The 21,367-nt window shown below is 43.5% G+C and carries 10 protein-coding genes; all 10 read left to right on the top strand.

Annotated features, from left to right (window positions below; all coding sequences use genetic code 11):
* Position 1: 1 nt before the first annotated feature.
* The 10 genes from ABDD94_RS10260 to ABDD94_RS10305 all read left to right on the top strand — a co-directional run bounded on the left by ABDD94_RS10260 (position 2) and on the right by ABDD94_RS10305 (position 21,348).
* Positions 2–1,093 carry a sulfatase-like hydrolase/transferase gene (locus ABDD94_RS10260; RefSeq protein ID WP_345955783.1) on the top strand — a complete coding sequence of 364 codons (1,092 nt, stop codon included), beginning with the start codon at positions 2–4 and terminating at the stop codon, positions 1,091–1,093.
* Positions 1,094–1,106: 13 nt separating this feature from the next.
* Entirely contained in the window at positions 1,107–4,139 is a 3,033-nt protein-coding gene (locus ABDD94_RS10265; protein WP_345955784.1) for a discoidin domain-containing protein, read from the top strand.
* Positions 4,140–4,147: 8 nt separating this feature from the next.
* Entirely contained in the window at positions 4,148–6,394 is a 2,247-nt protein-coding gene (locus ABDD94_RS10270; RefSeq protein ID WP_345955785.1) for a GH92 family glycosyl hydrolase, read from the top strand.
* 5 nt (positions 6,395–6,399) lie between these two features.
* The gene (locus ABDD94_RS10275; protein ID WP_345955786.1) at positions 6,400–9,321 is read left to right on the top strand and encodes a glycoside hydrolase family 2 TIM barrel-domain containing protein; all 2,922 of its coding nucleotides are present in this window, start codon (positions 6,400–6,402) and stop codon (positions 9,319–9,321) included.
* A 20-nt stretch (positions 9,322–9,341) separates the two neighbouring features.
* Positions 9,342–10,574, top strand: coding sequence for a DUF2264 domain-containing protein (locus ABDD94_RS10280; RefSeq protein WP_345955787.1), 1,233 nt, complete (start codon positions 9,342–9,344; stop codon positions 10,572–10,574).
* Between the two features lie 18 nt (positions 10,575–10,592).
* Entirely contained in the window at positions 10,593–11,786 is a 1,194-nt protein-coding gene (locus tag ABDD94_RS10285; RefSeq protein ID WP_345955788.1) for a glycoside hydrolase family 88 protein, read from the top strand.
* A complete protein-coding gene (locus ABDD94_RS10290; protein WP_345955789.1) occupies positions 11,783–13,357 on the top strand; it encodes a glycoside hydrolase in 1,575 nt (524 codons plus the stop codon). The genes ABDD94_RS10285 and ABDD94_RS10290 overlap by 4 nt, the downstream gene beginning before the upstream one ends.
* Before the next feature lie 363 nt (positions 13,358–13,720).
* Complete coding sequence (locus tag ABDD94_RS10295) at positions 13,721–16,528, top strand: SusC/RagA family TonB-linked outer membrane protein (RefSeq protein ID WP_345955790.1); 2,808 nt, start codon at positions 13,721–13,723, stop codon at positions 16,526–16,528.
* A 13-nt stretch (positions 16,529–16,541) separates the two neighbouring features.
* Complete coding sequence (locus tag ABDD94_RS10300) at positions 16,542–18,233, top strand: RagB/SusD family nutrient uptake outer membrane protein (RefSeq protein WP_345955791.1); 1,692 nt, start codon at positions 16,542–16,544, stop codon at positions 18,231–18,233.
* A 37-nt stretch (positions 18,234–18,270) separates the two neighbouring features.
* A complete protein-coding gene (locus ABDD94_RS10305; RefSeq protein WP_345955792.1) occupies positions 18,271–21,348 on the top strand; it encodes a TonB-dependent receptor in 3,078 nt (1,025 codons plus the stop codon).
* Positions 21,349–21,367: the final 19 nt, after the last annotated feature.

The following is a 21,367-nucleotide window of genomic DNA, read 5'->3' on the forward strand; positions in this document are numbered from 1 at the left end:
CATGAAGAAAATTAATTTCACTATAATGTTTGCCTGCTTCTGCCTTACCGCACTTGCCCAGCCGCAAGGCAGTAACAAAATGGTTATCATTACTTTTGATGGTTTACGCTGGAAAGAAGTGTTTAGTGGGGCCGACTCTGCAAAGCTGTTTAGCCAGGCTATAAAGGCAAAAGATTCAGTACAGCGTATAACCCGCTTTTGGAGTAGAACTCCGCAGGTAGGCAGATCGCAAATAATGCCGTTTTTATGGAGTACAATCAAGGCCAAAGGTCAGCTGTACGGTAATCGCAATTTAAATAGTAACGTCAATGTAACAAATCCGTATTGGTTCTCTTATCCGGGGTATAATGAAATTTTTACCGGGTTTGCCGATAAGCGCATAAACTCGAATGATTATGGGCCTAACCCTAACATTACGCTGCCAGAATTCATCAATCAGCAACCGGGCTATAAAAATAGTGTAGCAGCTTTCGCGTCTTGGGCCGCTTTTGACCGTATCTTAAACAAAGATCGCTGTGGTTTTCCAGTGAATGCAGGGTATACCACGTTTATGGATAAAAACCTAACTGAAGCACAGAAGGCACTAAATAATGTTCAACCTTTGCTACCTAAAACTTTCGGAAATAACGAAAGGCCTGATGCTGTCACTTATTTTTTAGCGAAGGAGTACATGAAGCAGAACCACCCAAAAGTTTTGCAAATTAGCTTTATAGAAACAGATGCTTACGCGCATCGCAACCTGTACTATGAGTATTTGTCGTCGGCTTATAATAATGATAAGATGATTGAGGATGTATGGAGTTATATCCAAAGGGATCCTTTTTATAAAGATCAGACTACCTTGTTTATTGTTAGCGACCACGGAAGAGGAAATGACCAGGCTGATAACTGGACTCACCATAACAGCAAAGAAGCTGGATCTGACCAGGTTTGGTTTGCGGTAATTGGCCCCGGTGTTAAAGCCATTGGCGAAACTCAGAACATACAGGTGTACCAAAATCAATATGCAAGAACGATGGCCGCACTTTTAGGCATTACTTTTAAAAGCCCCAACACTACCGGCCAACCAATAGAAACCGTCTTAAAGAAATAATACGACTACAACCATGATCAAACGCGGTTTAACGATAACCTTATTCTACTTGTTGTGCTTTTGCAGATTTGGAGCCTATGCACAGCAAAATAACATTGCTTTGCACAAACCGGTTCTGGCATCATCAGAAAGCAAAGCATTTCCCGCCTCAAGGATAACAGATGGCGTTATCTCGCGCAACGGCAAATGGGAAGCGGGCACCAGTAAAGCGCCCCATACAGTAGAAATCGACCTTAAGAAATATTATAATATCACTGCAATTACTGTACACAGCGGGATAACCGACCAGGAAAAAAAGCAGGATGAAATGACACAAGCTGCCGGGTTTTGGTCGGTGAAAAACTTTAAGCTGCAATATTGGGACGATGCCAACTGGACCGATTTTCCTAAAGGAGAGGTACATGAAAATCGTTTGGTAGCAGCCGCGTTTCCATTCAAGCCTGCCGTTACAAGTTATAAAATTCGTTTGATTTGTGATGACGGCGAGCCTATTAACATTATGGAAATTGAGGTATTTGGCGCAGAAGCGCCTAATATGCCAGCTCCGCCAACCCTAACGCAGGCAGTTTCCCGTGTAAAAAAAGCCGGCGGTTTACAAAAAGCTACAATAACAGTAACCAATAAGGTTGTTGGCAAAACATTAAAATATGTAGGTTATAACCAGGGCTATTATTTTCCGGGTAGCAACATATCGGGTTGGTTAGAATATGCTAATGTAAATAGCTTAAGGGTATGGGCTACGCTTAACGCATTTGTTCCGGCCAATACCGTCCAGGTTGATGGCAAGGTTACAACGGTAGAAGAGTTTGACAAAAGGAAGAATGAATTACGCTCGTCTCCTGAACATAACCCATTCATTAATTGGAAAGAGCTGACGCCGCTTTACGACAAGCCAGATTCATCATCAACAAATGCAATGGTATATAATTACGCTTTAACCGAGTCAAAGCGCTTGGGTATTGACGTGATATTGCAAATTGGCAGCACTGATTTTAGCAATGACTGGAAAAATAAATGGATGCAGTGGCAACGTTATTATGCACTTGCTTACCATTCGGCTAAAACTGGCGATGTAACCATGTTTGCCATGCAAAATGAACCAAACCACAAAAACTCTGGTCCAATGAAGTTGGATCAATGGATATCGGGCGCACAGATCGTTTCTGATGCTATACATTGCGCAGTAGAGGACGTGAACAAAGCTTATGGCAAGCATTTGCAGGGCAAGTTTGTAGGACCAGTAACCGCCGGGCAGAACACGGACTGGTGGGCGGCTGTAGCTAAAGCCACTCATACCGACTATCACGGCAAAACGGTTGCCTCCAATCTGGTAGACCTGTTCTCCACCCATTCCTATAACTCTCCCGCTGCAGGATATGCGTCGCGCATCAGTAACATCCGAAAGATACTTGAAGAAAATCATCCTGAGGGAAAATCAATGCCCATTATGTACACCGAAATTGGCAGGTGGATGAATGCTTACCTCATCGATAAGGAAGAGACGATGGATTCGCCGTCATTATTTACAGAGTGGGCCGGTATATATGCCAATAATATGAAAAACGGAGGCTACGGTATGTGGGCTTTTAAATTTGCCAATACCGCAAGCGGACCGTACCCCAGGGGGATAAAGTCTGGTCACCACTATATTTGGCAGGGCCGGCGCATAATCGAAGATGCGTATAAAAACCTAGCATTAAACAAGCCGGTTAAAACCAGTACTTCTTCCGCTTCAGCCCAATTTGTTACGGATGGTAATAAAGGGGACAATTCGGCTTGGCAATCGGGTAATGGTGCGGAAAAAGAGAAATGGGTAGAAATAGACCTTGGAAAACCTCAGGAAATAGGGAGCGCAGTAGTGTATACAGGTTCGGCCGACGGTGTTTATACCAGCCCTGACCGTATTAAAAACTTCAAATTGCAATACTTGCAAAACGGCTCCTGGCTTGATATTCCGGGCATGGAAGAAAAAGCAAGTAAATACAGTCAGATCTTCACAATTTTTAAATCGGCTGTAAGAACGAGCAAAGTGCGCTTTATAAGTACAGATGCCGGTAATTTAAAAATTAGAGAGATTAAGCTTTTTGCTAAAGGCGATGAGCCGTCATCGGCTCCCGACTATAACGTTTCGGGAATACAACGTACAGGGGAGGTAGTACGGCTTTTTGCTAAAGGATTTAAGGACGAGCGTAAATTACTTCAAACAAATAATTCAGTGCCTGATGATACCGACCTGGATACTTACACATCCTATGATGCCATATCTGGCAATTATTACATGTGGTTGGTACAGCGTAGTTTGCAAAGCTACCAGCTTAGCATCAATCTTTCAAAGCTCAAAATTAGCGCTAATACACCTATAACTGCTGAAACGGTAAATGGTACTAATTATGGTGAAGTAACACAACTCATTAATCTGGCCAACACGGGTAGGTTCAATCTTACCCTGCCTCCTCAAAGTGTAATGCTCCTCACCATCCCATCTAACATTAAGCCAGTTGTAAATACCTTACAAGCCACTGCCGCTGTAACTGTTAAAGGCGGAAAAGATGCCGTTAAGAACTTCAATTTAAATAAATTTATGTCGGTGCAGTTGGACGCCGCCAACCCAGCTAACAACCAGGTGGCGTACGTTAAATTCAACTTACCCAGTAGTCGCACAACTATAAAGAGATGTATCCTGTCTGTTAGCGGTCATGTAAATGTTGGTGATAGACCTTACCGGCTGCATGTTTACGGCATTCCTCAAACTGTAGACTGGAATGCTAAAACACTAAGCTGGAACAGTGCCCCACTACTGGATAAACAAGAGGCCTTGATACATAACGTTGGCAAAGATGCCTTTGTGGCTGGTGAGATAGCCTTTGGCAAGATAGAGAAACGCCATTACCTTGATGTTACTGATCTGGTTAAAAAACATGGTGCAAGTGGGATGACGTTTGTACTGGTTAGAGAAACCCGGCAATTGGGAGATGATGAAGATAAAGGCAGAACGGTTATCATATCAAATTCCGTAGCAGCGCCTCAACTTAAAATTTGGCAATAAGTAATTGTATGATGAGCAAGTTAAAATACTGCATCTATTTATTACTGCTTATTACAGTACTGCCAAAGGCATACGCACAGAACAGTATAGTGCAATATGTAGATCCTTTTATTGGTACCGAAAACTCGGGCAACGTTTTTCCTGGTCCGTCGATGCCTTTTGGTATGGTAAGGCTCAGTCCCGACTGCCAGGTTGTAAATGGCAAATCTCCTAATACCAACTCTGGTTACGTAAGCGGTGGGCAGGTTTATGGTTTTAGCCATACGCATGTAAGCGGCACTGGCGGCGGCGCCAAATATGGCAATATCCAAATTATGCCTATAACAGGGGCCGTCAACTTGAAGGATCATCAGAGTTCCATAACACAAGAAAGCGCTGCAGCAGGCTATTATACTGCTTTTTTGGAGCGTTACACTATTAAGGCCGAATTAACAGTTACGCACAGTACTGGCTTGCACCGCTACACTTTTCCTGAAACTCAAGACGCTCACATTTTGATTGATGCAGCCTCATTTTTGGTGAAGGGCAGCACTGTGCAAAAACTGGTAAACTCATCAATAAAAGTAATATCACCAACCGAAGTAGAAGGTTTCGGTACGGTAGCCGGTGGGTGGAATGAAGGCGCCCCCTATACCGTGTTTTTTTACGCACAAGTAAGTAAACCGGCCAAAGGCATCCAAACATGGCTTAACGGCGTACTTTCAACCAACCGCGAGGTAAAGCCTGTTAAGGCAGATGGTATTGGATTAAGCGGCGCGGTATTGTCCTATACAACACAAGCAGGCGAGCAGCTAATTGTGAAAGTGGGTATTTCATTTATCAGCACCCAGAAAGCCAAACAAAACCTGGAGAAAGAGTCGTTAACAAAGAGTTTTGACCAAATCAGAAAGAGCGCATCAGCAGCATGGAACCAGCTTTTACACAGGGTGCAAGTAGAAGGGGAAAACACGGCAGAGAAAATCAGATTTTATACCGCATTATACCATGTAATGCTAATGCCGTCAAATCGTACCGGCGAAAATCCTTTATGGAAGTCGACTGAACCTTACTATGACGATTACTACGCTATATGGGATACCTATAGAGTATCAAACCCATTGATTACTTTGATTGACCAAAAACGGCAAGAGGATATTATACGGTCGTTAATTGATATTTATAACCATGAAGGCTACATGCCCGACGCACGTAGCGGAAATGACAATGGCTTAATTCAGGGTGGAACAAATTCTGATATGCTGATTGCCGATGCGTTGGCAAAAAAACTGCCTAATATTGATTATGCCATGGCTTATGAAGCGATGGCGAAGAATGCTGAAACGGAGCCTGTAAGACCTAAAAAAGAAGGTCGCGAGGGTATAAGCAAGTACAAAGCGTTAGGGTATGTGCCTTACGGGATTTCGATAGCCGGTTCACGCACTCTTGAATATGCCAATAACGATGCTGCTGTAGCCTCAGTTGCTAAACGGTTGAAAAAAGAGGCTGACGCTGCAAAATATTTGAAACGAGCGTCTAATTGGCAAAATCTGTGGCGGCCAGTAACTAATCATGGTGCAAACGGTTTTATATGGCCCAAAGATGAAAGCGGCGAATGGGAACCCGACTTTGATTTTTTTAAGCGCGGAACATTCAAGGGTTACCTGTATGAAGGTGATAGCTGGACATACTCTTTTTACGTGCCGCAGGATGTAAAAAAGCTAATTGAAGTTTCGGGCGGCAAACAGGCATTCATCAGCAGGCTTGACACTTTTTTTACAAACAAATATTATGATGTAAATAATGAGCCGGGCTTTTTAACACCATGCTTGTACATATGGGCTGGTAGGCCAGATAAAACAAGTGAACGGGTAAATGCCATTCGTGCCCAATATTACAACACGCTCCGGGGAGGACTGCCCGGTAACGATGATTCGGGAGCGATGTCTGGCTGGTTTGCTATGCATGCTATGGGCTTTTACACAAACGCGGGGCAGGACGTTTATTTGGTTACGGCACCACTGTTTAAAAAGGTAACAGTTAATTTGCTACAGGGTAAAAAATTGATAGTTAATGCTATCAATCTAACTGCGCAAAACATTTATATCCAATCGGCCACATTAAACGGCAAAAACTGGGACAAAGCCTGGTTTAGGCACGGTGATATTATTAACGGAGCCACACTGAATTTGATGATGGGCAGCAAGCCTTCCAACTGGGGGACTCAAAATTTGCCTCCATCTTTATCAGACATCAACAAAAGACCAATTAAACTATAATATATATGAGAAGAATTGCGCTATTTAGCCTGCTTATTTTTACCTGTGCAAACATTTCACTTGCTCAGGATAAAGCCAAAAAGCGGCTTACGCCATTTACAGGTACAGATTACATGCGTCTTGTGGTGGATGCCGACTACCAAACGGCCGGCAACAATAACTTTAAAGTGATAATTAAAGCTGCGGCTGGCGGTAGTATTTTATGGCAAGGAGCTGTAAAGCCACAAACGGTTGATAATGCAGGTAAAAAGCAATTAGCTTTTAACATAACCGGCCTTAAACCGGTTCTTTGGACGCCCAACAATCCCTTTTTATACAATGTAACTTTAGAGCAGTACAGTGCAGGGAAACTGAAAGACCAGCTCAATGAGCGCGCTGGATTTCGGTCATTTGAGCGGCGTGGAGGTAACCTGTTTCTCAACGGCAAACCTATTTTTCTTCGCGGCATAGCCATTAATCCTCCCGGCCGCGGTATACCCGACAAGCTGGAGAAAAGCCGGGCTTTTGCCTTGGATTATGTTAGGTTTATGAAAAGTATCAACGTAAATATTATTCGTATACCTGATGCTGAAGAGTGGTTTGACGTATGCGACGAATTAGGCATGATGGTTTTTGGCGGTAACTACAGCGGAAAGGTTGGTACAGGCGAAAAGGTGGAAGATTTTGAGGCCGTTGGCGACGAAACTGATGGTGGGTTTCCAAAAGATTACGATAAAGGGGTTGCCTGGTACGAGCACAAAAAGCTGGGAGCCATTGCCCATCACCCAAGCCTTATGGTGTATGCTATGACCAATGAAACACCTTTTGTAGGTAAGCGTGCTGAGATGTGGGAAAAGTTCCTGACCTATGCATTTGGAAAGCTTAAAGGTTGGGATGAGACCCGCGTTTACATTGCCAACGCGGGCTATGGTTATGGAAAAACTGGCGACATTTGCGACCTTCACCGTTATTGGGGCTGGTATTATAGTTCGCCGTATACATTTCTTAATATCAGAAACAATGAAGCCATAATTCCTTTCGCAAAGAAAGGCCAGCCTATAACGTTTACAGAATGCGTGGGCAATTATACCGGCCCTGATGGCCGTTATAATTTAACGCCTTGGCACAAAAATCCTTCATCGCAACTGGCCTGGACCGGGCACGAACAACAGGCTCTGCAATCCCAACTGGCCGATGAGCACCAGAAATTCACCATTCGGCAGGCAACAGAATCATTCAGGCAGTTCCGTAATATCAATCCCGACCTGAGCGGTGTGTTTCCGTTTACCATACTCTTTTATAATTGGGATAGTATCGAAAAGTTTGCAGACATGAAACCAAAACCGGCAACAGAGCAAGTTAAAATATCCTATCAGCCTGTGCTGTTAAGCTGGGAATGCTACACACCTAACGTTTACGCAGGGGCAACAGTAAAGACCATTGCTCATATTATTAACGATGATAATGATTTTAGTGACATTAAAAATGCAACCTTGATATATGAGCTTAAAGACAAAACTCATACTGTGGTACTGAAAGACAGTGTAAAGCTCAAAGATCTGCCGTATTACGCTGAACAAAGCTTAAGCCTCAATATTAAATTGCCCGAAAAATTAACTACAGGTGATTACGAATTGGTAGGTAAAGTGATGTCAGGTGCCGAAACCATTTCAAAGAATACCTATAAGCTATTTGTTGCTGACAAACTTTTTACAGCCGTTACAACCACACCTGTCTTATTGTATGATAAAGCAGGCGCAACTAAAAAGGCATTTGATAATCTGCAAATAAAGTACACTGAAGCCTCTTCTTTTAATAAATCTATTGAAGGACAAAACGTGCTGGTTATTGGTGAAAATTCGGCCGATAAAAGCTTATCAGATAATGCTGTCGGTATTAAGAAATTTATTTCGAATGGGGGCAGGGTTATAAGTCTCCGTCAAGATAGCGTTCATATGGCAATGCTAAACGCATTATTGGTCAATCCAGTAGGTAACACCAATACCAATATTGACAACCCAGTTTATCCGGTAAGCAATAAATCACCCCGTAACGGCTATTATGTAAATCCCGAGCGTCCGGACCATCCAATTTTTGCCGGAATAACTCGAGCTAACTTACGAGTGTGGAGCGATTATTCTGATTGGGATGCTACCCAAAAAGGTTTTCCAGCCAACAGGCCGGTAACAGATGGCTTTACGTTTGAAAACAGCGACGATATATTGAACACGGCTATTTTGGCAAATTTTGGTTCTGGATTACGAGGCGTGACCTTAGCCGAGCAGTATTCTGGAAAAGGCAGTATTATGATATGTGGCCTGGACCTGGCTAAGCATGTAAGTGTTGATCCGGTGGCATCCAGACTACTGCTTAATATGGTAAGCTATGCCGGTTCTCCAGTCGGTCATGAGGTTTACCAACTCATCACCAGCCCAATCATTTGGGGCGAGTATCAAACCGAAAAAGGCGTAGTAACCGATATTTATAGCGGGTTTCTGGTTAATTCAACCCCTCGTTTGCCCGAATCATTTACTAAAGGCGTAAGTGTTACTCCCGAGGGGTATCAGTTAGCTGGCGGCAGCCGCTCTGGCTTCAATTCTCGCCCTGGTATACAATATGTTGCCAACGGTCGCAGGCCTTTCGGTCCGTACGTACACAGCTTTGGTGGCCAACCTCAAATTAGCGATAAAAATTCGGTTGTTGGCATTGGTAAATTTTGGTGCCGCATACCCACAGGGCAAAATAATGTAACGTCTGTTGTCTGGAATCCGGGCAAAGAGCCACTTGAAATAAAGGTTAAGGTGAATGCGCTCGCCGAAGTTAGCCGTACCATAAAAGCAGGAGAGAAGCTGGCTTTAGATTGCCCGGTAGACAAAAATGAGGTCAATATAACCTACACCGGCGACAGGCGATTAGTAGTACTCGAAACAGCTTTTAGTAAAAAATAAACCTGATCAAATAACTGATTATGAAGTTCAAAAGAATGCTAATTATAGCGCTGTTATCCGTTCCCACACTGGTTAACGCACAAAAAATAAATCCGGCCAATGGGTTGGGCGAACGCGAATACTTTGTAAAAACTTTAACCCGCATTGCCGACCCTGTTCTGGTTGCCCTGAGTAAGAATGAGCTTAAAAAGACGATGCCGGTTGAAGCGAAGGTAGCCAAAGACCGTGTGTACAGCACATATCTGGAAGCCTTTGGCCGTTTAATTGCCGGTATGGCGCCGTGGCTTGAGCTTGGCCCTGATGAAACGCCTGAGGGTACGCTGCGCAAAAAGTACATCGATATTGCGGTGCAGTGCATCAAAAATTCGACAAACCCTCAGGCCCCCGACTTTATGAACTTTAATCAAGGCAGGCAGCCCTTGGTAGATGCCGCTTTTTTTTCTCAGGCGTTATTACGCGCACCAAAACAACTGTGGGGAAATTTGGATGAGATCACTAAAAAGAATGTAATCAACGCTTTAAGATCCAGCCGTGTAATTTCACCATCTTATTCAAACTGGTTAATGTTTAGTGCTACTATAGAGGCAGCTTTGCAGAAATTTGATAACTCAGGCGATAAAATGCGTATTGATTATGCCTTAAGGCAACATTTGCTTTGGTACAAGGGAGATGGTGCTTATGGCGATGGGCCTAACTTTCACTGGGACTATTACAACAGCTTTGTAATACAGCCCATGCTCCTCGAAGTTACAAAAGAGCTGAAAGATGCCAATCTGGATACTAAAAAGTATTACGAATTAATGCTCGAGCGGTCTCGGCGATACGCTGAGGTTCAGGAGCGGCTAATATCTCCGGAAGGCACTTACCCGCCTATTGGAAGGTCACTGGCTTATCGCTTCGGGGCTTTTCAACTGCTTTCCAAAATAGCCCTCATGAAAGAATTGCCTGAACACGTAACGCCGCAACAAGTTAGGTCGGCCTTGTATGCAGTTGTTAAGCGGCAAATCGAAATGCCTGAAACTTTCGATAAGAATGGCTGGCTGCAAATAGGTCTCGCCGGGCATCAGCCCGAGGTAGGGGAGAATTACATATCCACAGGAAGTTTATACTTATGCTCGGAGGCATTCTTAGTATTAGGTTTACCAGTGAATGATAGCTTTTGGCAATTGCCATATGCCGATTGGACAGCAAAAAAAGCGTGGAAAGGTGAAAAGATTCAAATTGATCACGCCATTGTAGATAAAGAGAACTAACCAACAACCCCATATATTATGAAACTAAAAATATTAATTACTGCTGCTATTGCGGCTTGTAGCTTTCACTTGCAGGCACAAACGGTTGCCTTAAAACCAAAAGCCGACCTGGTGAAGCTCATCAATAAAAATTTAAAAGATGCCAACGCCCAGTACAAAGTGTTGATGACAAACGTGCCAAAGGACAGCCTTCCAGAAACATTTCAAAACAATAGGTCTAAAAGCACTTCGGCCAAAAACTGGGTAAGCGGCTTTTACCCTGGTACTTTGTTCTATTTGTACAAAGGCACCAAGGAGCCGGCTATGTATACTGCCGGGTTGGAAAAGCTTCCGGTTATGGAGCCTATGAAAACCATCGATTCGCATGATATTGGCTTTATGATGTATTGCAGCTTTGGCAATGCTAACCAGATTAAGCCAAGCGCGGCGTATAAAGACGTATTGCTCACCAGTGCTCAAAGTTTGTCTAAACGCTTCAATCCAAAAGTAGGATGCACCATGTCATGGAGTTCGAAACCTGGTGAGTTTAGAGTGATTATTGACAACATGATGAACCTGGAGTTATTGATGTGGGCAACCAAAGTAAGCGGCGATTCATCGTATGCTAAAATAGCAATAAGCCATGCTAATACAACTATGAAAAATCATTTTCGGCCCGATTACAGTTCGTATCACCTGGTTAATTACAACCCCGAAACAGGCGGTATAAACAAAAAGCAAACTGTACAAGGCTATGCAGATAGCTCGGCATGGGCGCGCGGCCAGGGCTGGGGATTGTATGGGTTTACCATGATGTATCGGGAAACTAAGGATAAGAAGTATTTAAACCAGGCAAAAAATATAGCAAACTTTATACTAAGCCATCGCAATCTCCCCGCCGATAAGGTGCCGTATTGGGATTTTAACGCTCCCGATATTCCTAACGCCTATCGCGACGCATCGGCCGGAGCCATTTATGCTTCAGCTTTAATTGAGCTGGCCGGATATGTTGACGCTGTTAACGCCAAAAAGTATATCAACGTGGCCGAAACGATTATCCGTACGCTTTCGAGCGATAAATTTAAAGCGGCACCGGGCGAAAACGGAGGGTTTATACTAAAGCATAGTGTTGGTCATTTGCCTAAAGGCGCCATGATTGATGTGCCTTTAACCTATGCCGATTATTATTTTGTAGAAGCCATGCTGAGATACAAAAACTTAGGTAAGAAATGATTAAAGTAATCTTAAATAAAAAAGCAGGACTATGTTATACATTCCTGCTTTTTTTGAATATAGCTGTGTCGCAACCGCTTCAGAAACGCTATATAAAAGCAGATATGAACCGCTTGGCAGGGAATACCAGCACGGTATTCAATGAGTGCATAGGTGCCGGCAGGGCAAATGAAGGCTTGCGCGCCGATTGGCAACAACAGCTAGCCAGGGTGCAAAAAGACATTCAGTTTAAATATATCCGTTTTCACGGATTATTGCACGATGATATGCGCGTTTATGCAGAGGACAAAACAGGGAAGGTTATCTATAACTGGCAATACATTGACAAGCTGTTTGATTATTTGCTGAGCATAAACATAAGACCTTTTGTAGAGTTTGGCTTTATGCCTGCTGATCTGGCATCGGGCACAAAAACTATATTTTGGTGGAAAGCTAACGTAAGTAAACCTAAAGACTACGCCAAGTGGGATGCGCTTATTGCCGGTCTGGTTAAACACTGGCAAGAACGCTATGGCGAGGCGGAAGTAAAAAAATGGTATTTCGAAGTTTGGAACGAGCCTGATTTACGGGGCTTTTTTGATGGAACGCAGGCAGACTATTTTGAACTTTACGCGCACACGGCTAAAGCAGTCAAAAGTATATCTCCAGTATATCGTGTGGGCGGCCCTGCTACATCTGCAACAAAATGGATTGCCGAATTTTTAACCTTTTGTGATGCCAATCAACTTCCTGTTGATTTTATATCAACACACGACTATGGCACTACATCTGTATTGGATGAAATGGGTACCAAAAAGCAACAGCTTAAAAGTATGCGCGATACCATCGCCAGAGATGTGCAACGCATCCGGGACTTGATTCGGCAATCGGCCTATAAAAAAGCTGAGCTGCATTTTACGGAATGGAACACCTCGCCATCATCGCGCGATCCTATACACGATACTTATCAGAATGCTGCATACATTTTGCATGTGCTCAAAAAAGCATCAGGCTACGCCAATTCTATGTCATACTGGACATTTACCGATATTTTTGAGGAAGCCGGTCCAGGTCAAACACCGTTTCACGGCGGCTTCGGATTAATAAATCTGCAGAATATTGCTAAGCCATCTTATTACGCATACAAGTTTATGAGCCAACTGGGGCCTTCCGAACTTCAAAATGATGATCAGAGTTCATACTTGTGCAAATCATCACAAGGGTTGCAAATTTTGCTTTGGGATTACACACATCCGGCAACAGGTTACAGTTTTAATCAGGATTACTTTAACAAAGAACAGCCTTCGGCAGTAAAGCAAAGCGTTACCATAAAGGTAAACAATGTTAAAAATGGCAAATATAAACTTGAAATTTACAAAGTAGGCTACCAACAAAACGACCCTTACACAAGCTACCTCGAAATGGGTAGGCCGGCGCAATTAAGCCGCAACGATGTGTTACAATTAAGCAAAAAGGCGGCAGGCTTACCGGTACAACAGGCTACTGTTAACATAACTAACGGCAGGTTCGATCATCAACTGAATGTAAGGCATAATGATATCATCTTTATAAAACTGCTTAAAACACAATAAATCTTGTCAAATGCACAAAAACGGCTTTTTTTTATCGTGTAACATGTATATATGAACGATTAGTCATGTTGGAACAAGCGCTTTAAAGCCTACTATTGAAATATGTTTTTGACAAGCCAGTGCAACGCCCGTGAGAAGACTAAGCCAGCGTAGGTCAAACAGTCCTGCAAACAAACCAATTAAACATATTAAACCTAACTAATTATGAACAAAATCTTTACTCCAATTACTACATGTTTAGATGGGTAGCCCCCGCTACGCTAAGCTCCTCAAATTTTAGTTTTCATTGATTTCCTGCTCCAGCATTGATAGCTGTGAGTAACGGTATACCTATAAACTTACCATAACCTATTAAACCTATTTATGCGTAACTACTATTTATATAAAAAAATAGTGCGTTTGCTATTTTTACTGATTTTAACATCAGAGGCAGGTACTGTTTTTTCACAAAATAAAACTGATACGGCCTTTAGTAAGCGGGACAGTTCGTTAAGACAGGAGAAGATCACTTTGCTCAATAAAAGCCAGCAAAAATCGCAACTGCTCCAATCAACGGCTACTGTATACACCAACCAGTTGATCACAACGCCGGCACCTTCATTTTTGCAGGCCCTGCCAGGAAGACTTTCAGGGCTATACACCCGTCAGCGTAGCGGTGTTCAGGATAATGATGATCCCTCCTCAATAATCGACTTTAGGATAAGAGGGCAGAACTCACTTATATTAATAGATGGTGTTCCTCGCAACTTCTCATCAATAGAGCCCGAATCGATCGAGTCGATAACGGTATTAAAAGATGCATTATCAACTGTAATGTATGGGCAGAGATCATCAAATAATATCATCCTTGTAACTACCAAAAGACCGGTGCAAACCGCCTTCAAATTATCGGCAACTGCTCAGCATGGGGTTCAAAATCAAATCAACCTGCCCAAAACAGTTTCGGCCGCCGATTATGCCATATTGTATAACGAGGCCCGTAACAATGATGGACTGGCACCAACATACACCGCCGCCGACATACTGGCCTACAGGAACGGAACCGACCCCATAGGCCATCCCGATAATAATTATAAAGACTTGTTTTTAAATAAGAACGCATACCTGGACAGATACAACATTAACATACAGAACGGCAATAATATTGCTCGCTTTTATGTAGCGTTGGATTATCAAAACGAGGATGGATTTTTAAGAACATCAGACGTTAACTCATACAGTACTAATAATAACACTAACCGCTATATCGTTCGGTCTAACATCGGTATCGACCTGAGTAAAACCTTAAATGTTTCACTCAATGTTTTCGGCCGTATACAAAATGCAACTCAGCCTGGTACGGCAAGCACCACATCTGCCATATATAGCGCCATAAGTGCCACACCAAATAATGCTTATCCAATTTTCAATCAAAACGCATCGTTGGGAGGTAGCACCCGCTACAATCAAAATTTATGGGGGCTTTTAAATAATTCGGGTTATACTAAAGGCACCACCCGAGATCTTTCAACAGATATTGAGGCCACTCAAAAGCTTGAAACATGGCTGCCGGGTTTATGGATAAAAGGCAGTATATCTTACAACAATACTGTCGATCAGACCGTCAACCGGTCAAAAACTTTTGCGGTTTACACCTTGCAAAACGGGGCGAACCAAACATATAATGAGGTAGGCACTAACGGCAGTCAACTTAATACGTTTTCTTTCAATTCGCGCCGAACATACACTTATGGCAAATTAAGCTTGGGATACGATAAGATTTTTAACAATCACAAAGTCCAGGCGCTTGTATTAGCCGACCAGCAATCAACCACGCTCGATCTTCAGTTGCCTGCTATTTATACCAACTTTGCCGGCAGTGTAACCTACAGCTTTAAGGATAAATATTTTGCTGAATCTGCCTTAAGTTACGGGGGTTTTAACCGCTTTAAACCGGGCAGTCGCTTTGGGTTATTTTATGCAATGGGCTTGGGCTGGGATATAGCAAAAGAGGATTTTTTAAAGAATGTTAAATGGGTGAATACAATAAAACCCAGGGTAAGTTACGGCCGTACAGGTAATTCAAACGTGGGCTATTACATCTACGACCAGTACTACGAATATGGCGGCACAACTGCTGTTTACTACTTTGGCCAAACTCCTACCAGCGCCCGCGGATACACCGAGTTAGCGCTGGCTAATCCGAGTGCGACCTGGGAAAAAGCAAATAAGCTTAACATAGGTTTAGATGTGAGCTTATTTAACAACCATTTAAGCCTTACTTCGGAATATTTTAACGACACGTACTTTGATTTAATGCAGGTGCGCGGAACCTCTACGCAAATTATAGGGCAAACCTATCCGGCAGAAAATGTTGGCAAAAATCGTTATACAGGTTTGGAGAACAGCGTTTCATGGAACGGCAAGAAGGGGGCGTTCGGGTATTTTGTGAGCGGTAATTTGTCTTTGTTGAAAAACCGGGTAATTTATCAGGATGAGGTAGCGCAAACTTATGCTTATCAAAGATCCACAGGGTTGCCGGTTGGGCAAACATTTGGCTACATAGCCGATGGTTTTTACCAATCGCAGGCCGAAATTAATGTTAGTCCGCGTGTTGACGGGTTTACGCCTGTACCGGGCGACTTAAAGTACCGCGACTTAAACGATGATGGTGTCATTAATCAGTTTGACCAGACTGCAATTGGTACGCAAAAGCCTTTAATTTTTTACGGCTTAACCACCGGCTTTAACATTAAAGGTTTCGACTTGAGTGTGTCTGTTCAGGGTGTGGCTAACAGAGATATTCTGCTGTCGGGTACCCAGGAGTATGAATTTCAAACAGGCGGTAATGGCCAGATATTTCAGCATCAACTTAACCGTTGGACACCATCTAACGCTACTAATGCCACTTATCCGAGGCTATCACTTGCGGCGCAGGCAAATAATTTAAATCAACGTAATTCAACATTCTGGATTCACTCGTCAGCGTACCTGCGGTTGCAAAATGTTGATTTAGGCTATACGTTGCCGGTATCAATTGCCAATAAAATGAAATTAAGCAGTATACGTGTTTTTGCCAATGGCTTTAACCTTTACTCGTTTGATTCGCTCGATCATAATGATCCGGAAAACAACAACTCGGTTTTTCCACTTCGCAGAACTTTTAACGCCGGCCTGAATGTCAAATTCTAAAAACGTACGACTCATGACAAAGTATATAAATACGCTGTTTACACTAATTGGTACTGCTATACTGTTTACTGCATGCCAAAAGTTAGAAGACAGGCCGCTTGAACTGGTAACAGAAGAGTTTCTTTGGGATTCTAAAGACTCATTAGGCACTAACGCAGGTTACTTTCTAAACAGCATTTACGCAGATCTGCCAACTGGTTATAACCGTATTGGTGGCAATGTGCTGGATGCTGCCACAGATGATGCCGTGCCTACTGAGGATGGAACAACCATTGCTTCGTTTACAAACGGTGGTTACAGTGCAATCTCAAACGCAGATAATTCATGGCAGTCCAATTATGCCAGCATTCGTAAATGCAATTTATTTGTACAGAACTTTAACAAGGTTCACTTTAAAAAGGACCCGACAATTTTTATACAAGGCCAGTACTGGCGGGCAGAAAATCGCTTTTTGAGAGCCATATTTTATTATGAACTCGCAAAACGTTACGGCGGCGTTCCGCTGCTGGGCGATAAGGTGCTTTCCCTGGATGATGACCTTAAATTGCCGCGTAATAGTTTTGATGAGTGCATAAATTACATAGCAAGTGAGTGCGATGCCATAAAGGACAGCTTGCGGGCCGACCCTGTACCAGCTTCAGATTACGGTCGCATAACTAAAGCCGTTGCGCTTACGCTAAAGGCAAAGGCTTTACTGCTTGCTGCAAGTCCGCTAAATAATCCGTCGAACGATATAGCTCGCTGGCGTAGAGCTAAAAATGCGGCTGCTGATGTGATTCGACTTGGAGTATTTTCGCTCGAGCCCAGTTTTTCGAACGTGTTTCTGACCAGGAAGAACAGTGAAGTTATACTGGCCTACCAGCGCAATGTAACTACCGATCTGGAGACCAATAATGCACCTATAGGTTACGTGAGTGGCAGTACCACAAGCCGGGGGCGCACCAGCCCAACTCAAGAACTGGTAGACGCTTTTACTACAATTAAAGGTTTGCCCATAACTGCTGATATTAAATCAGCTTCAAATTTAACCGGATATGATGCAGCAAATCCATATGCCAACCGCGATCCACGCCTGGACAAAACTGTGTTTTACAACGGCTTGCCCTGGCTAAGCCGTGGTGTTGAAACCTTTGATGGGGGCAGAGACCGGCCCGGAGGTTCCGTAATCCAAACCAAAACCGGGTATTATATGCGCAAGTTTTTGGGTGAGCTGGCTTCAAGTACGGCTTACTCTAACCAAACGCACAATTTTCCAATTTTTAGATACGCAGATGTTCTTTTGATGTTTGCCGAAGCCAAGAACGAAGTGGATGGGCCCGGCGCAGCTACCGATTCTGTTTACAACTTTGTTAGAGACATCAGGAGGCGGGCCGGTATACAAGCAGGTAGCGGCCAAAATACATACGGCCTTACAGCGGGTATGAGCGTAGCGGACATGCGTAACACTATTCGCAACGAACGCCGTGTTGAAATGGCTTTTGAGGAGCAGCGATTTTGGGATATACGCCGCTGGAAAATAGCTGAATCGATATACAACAAGCCCCTGCACGGTATACGCATAACAAAAGCTGGTAATGTGTTGAATTATAAGGTTGAACAGCTAAACACACCTTTCCAGTTTTTTGCACCCCGCATGTATCGCTACGCCATACCATACAGCGAAGTAGTAAAAAACACTAACCTAACTCAAAACGAAGGATATTAAATAATGATCTGGTAACAGATGATTAAATCATATTGATATGAAGAAAATACTACAAATATTTCTGCTTGTATTAGGCTTGTCTCCGTGCCTGTTATACGCACAAACAATCGTTCGCGGAACGGTGAAAGATAATTTAGGGCCTGTACCCGGCGTAACAGTATTGGAAAAAGATTCAAAAGGAAACGGTACCACTACCAATGAGCGTGGCCTTTTTCAAATCACTTTAAGAGGCAATTCCAAAATATTAATCTTTACTTCAATTGGCTACGTTACTCAGGAGCTAAATTTAGCCGGACGTACAAATGTTACTATAACGCTCAAAGATGACGCCAAAGGCCTGGAGGATGTAGTAGTTGTAGGCTACGGCACTAAAACCAAATTAACCAACACAGGCGCGGCCAGTAGCGTATCTGCCGCTGATATTCGCAATACACCCACCGCCAATATTCAGAATACGCTGGCCGGCCGTGCGCCTGGTTTTGTGTCTCAGCAACGGTCTGGGCAGCCAGGGCGCACCGGGGCCGAATTTTTTATCAGAGGTGTAAACTCGTTGTCCTCAGAATCGCAAAAGCCGCTGATTATGGTTGATGACGTAGAATACACTTATGACCAGGTGGCGCAATTAGATGCTAATGAAATTGAATCGTTCACTGTGTTAAAAGATGCATCAACCACAGCTGTGTTCGGTATAAAAGGTGCAAACGGCGTATTGGTAATTACAACCCGCCGGGGTAAAATTGGCAAAGCACGCGTAAACTTTAATACCGAATCGGGGTTGCAGCAGGCGGTAAACAACCCTAAATTCCTAAATGCTTACAGCGTGGCACTCTTAAGGAATGAGGCATTAAGAAATGACGGACTTGCAACCGAATTTACCGACGAAGACCTTGAACATTGGCGCGTTGGTGACGATCCTTACGGGCATCCCGATGTCGACTGGTACAACGCTGTTTTTAAGAATAGTGCTTACCAAATGCGTAATAACGTAGACGTTTCGGGCGGGAACGAGCGTGTGAAGTATTTCTTGTCTGCCGGGCAATTAACGCAAAACGGCTTGCTGAGAGATTTCAGTAAGGGAACCGATGCGCCGCAAAATAATTATAAATATCAGCGGTACAATTTCCGGTCGAATTTAGATATGCAGGCCACTAAGGACCTGACGTTACGTTTAGACGTAAGCGGCCGTATTGGAACCATAACCGAGCCCCACATTACTACTGCACCATTAAGCACTATATACAGCTTTCAACGCCTGCCGCCTTATGCCGAACCTTTACTGAACCCTGACGGCAGTTATCCATGGGCATTCCGATCAAGGCCGTCGTTTTATGAAACCAGTTTAATTGGTCGTTTGGCTTTGCAAGGCTACGATAAAACCTATCGCAATGAATTTAACATATTAGTGAATGCCAGCCATAAGCTCGATTTTTTAACCAAGGGTTTGTCGGTAACCGGGCGTATAGCTTATGCTGGCGACGTTTCTTACGACCGGAGCCTTTATCGCAGCAATATACCGGCGTCTTATTACAATCCGGTTAACAACACTTACACCATACATAGTAACGGCCTATACCGTTTAGAACCATTAACGCTGGCTAGTACGGCTAACAACAGCATATCCAACAAAACTATTAATACCCTTGCCCGGCTAGACTACAACAGGTCCTTTGGAGACCATCGCATTAGCGGGTTGGTGCTTTATAATTTAAATTCAGCCACGGCAGCATCTTATAATAGTGCCACAGGTATTACAGCTGTGCAAGAATATGCTCCGGTTTCATCACAAGGTTTAACTTTTAGAGCCGATTACAACTATAAACAACGTTACCTGATTGACTTTAGCGGTGCATATAACGGTACCAGCGAGTTTGTTGGCGATAAGTCGATGGGCTTTTTTCCGGCCGTTTCGGTTGGGTGGAATATTTCAGAAGAGCCTTTTATCAAAAAGCACATTAAATTCTTAGACCTGCTGAAAATCAGGGGATCTGTAGGGTTGGTAGGATCTGACATTACCCGCGACCGTACATACAAAACCGAGCAGATATATGTAACCGGCACTGGATATAATTTTGGCGAAACATCAAACACAGCCATAGGTATAGAGGAAGGCACGTTGGGTAACCTAAACATTACCTGGGAAAAAGCCCGTCAAACGGACATCGGTTTCGATGCACAGTTTTTGCGAAGCAAGCTCTCTATAACTGCCGATTATTTCTTTGAACGCAGGTACGATCAGTTGTACCAGAGAGAGAATGTATTGCAGGTTATAGGCGTAAAACTCCCTTACACCAATTCTGCTGTCACCGAAAAAAGAGGGTATGACGGACAGATCAGGTATAGCGATAAAGCCGGCAAATTTGATTATTCCACCTCATTTACTTTCTCATTCTCAAAAAACAAGATTATCGATCAGGGCGAAGCGCCTCCAAGGTACGCATACCTGGCCAAAACCGGTTTGCCCATAGGACAGGGGTTTGGTTATAATGCGTTGGGCTTCTTCCAAACTCAGGATGAAATTAATAATTACGCACACCTTGCTGATACCCAGCCCGGCGATTTGAAATATGAAGACATGAACAACGACGGCGTGATAGACCAGCAAGATTACAGGGCTATAGGTAAACCTAATCTTCCGCAAACTGTGCTGGGTGCAACGTTTGGCTTAGGCTACGGCGGCTTTAGCGTAAATGTACTCTTTCAGGGAAGTTTCGACTATAGCTACCGTATAGCAACAGCCGGTGTTATACCGTTTCAGGGAAATTTGCAGGAATCGGCTTTAGGAAGGTGGACGCCTGCAACAGCAACAACTGCTACGTACCCCAGGCTAAGCAGTAATTTGGCTGGCCCGAGCAGTCCATCCAACCTTTCGTCGTTCTGGCTGGTGAATGCTAAATACGTTCGGCTAAAGTCGGTTGATTTGGGATACACGATTCCAAAAAGATGGCTAACAAAGTTACGCGTGAGCACAGCACGGCTTTACCTGAGCGGATATGATCTCATTACATGGGCAAATTTCGACTTGTACTCTCAGGATCCGGAGGTAGCCAGTAACGGCAGCGCCGGAACATATCCTGTACAAAAAGTATTTAACCTCGGACTGCAGATTGGCTTTTAATCCCTCAAAACTTATGGAA

The sequence above is a fragment of the Mucilaginibacter sp. PAMB04168 genome, from assembly GCF_039634365.2.
Lineage (GTDB): Bacteria > Bacteroidota > Bacteroidia > Sphingobacteriales > Sphingobacteriaceae > Mucilaginibacter.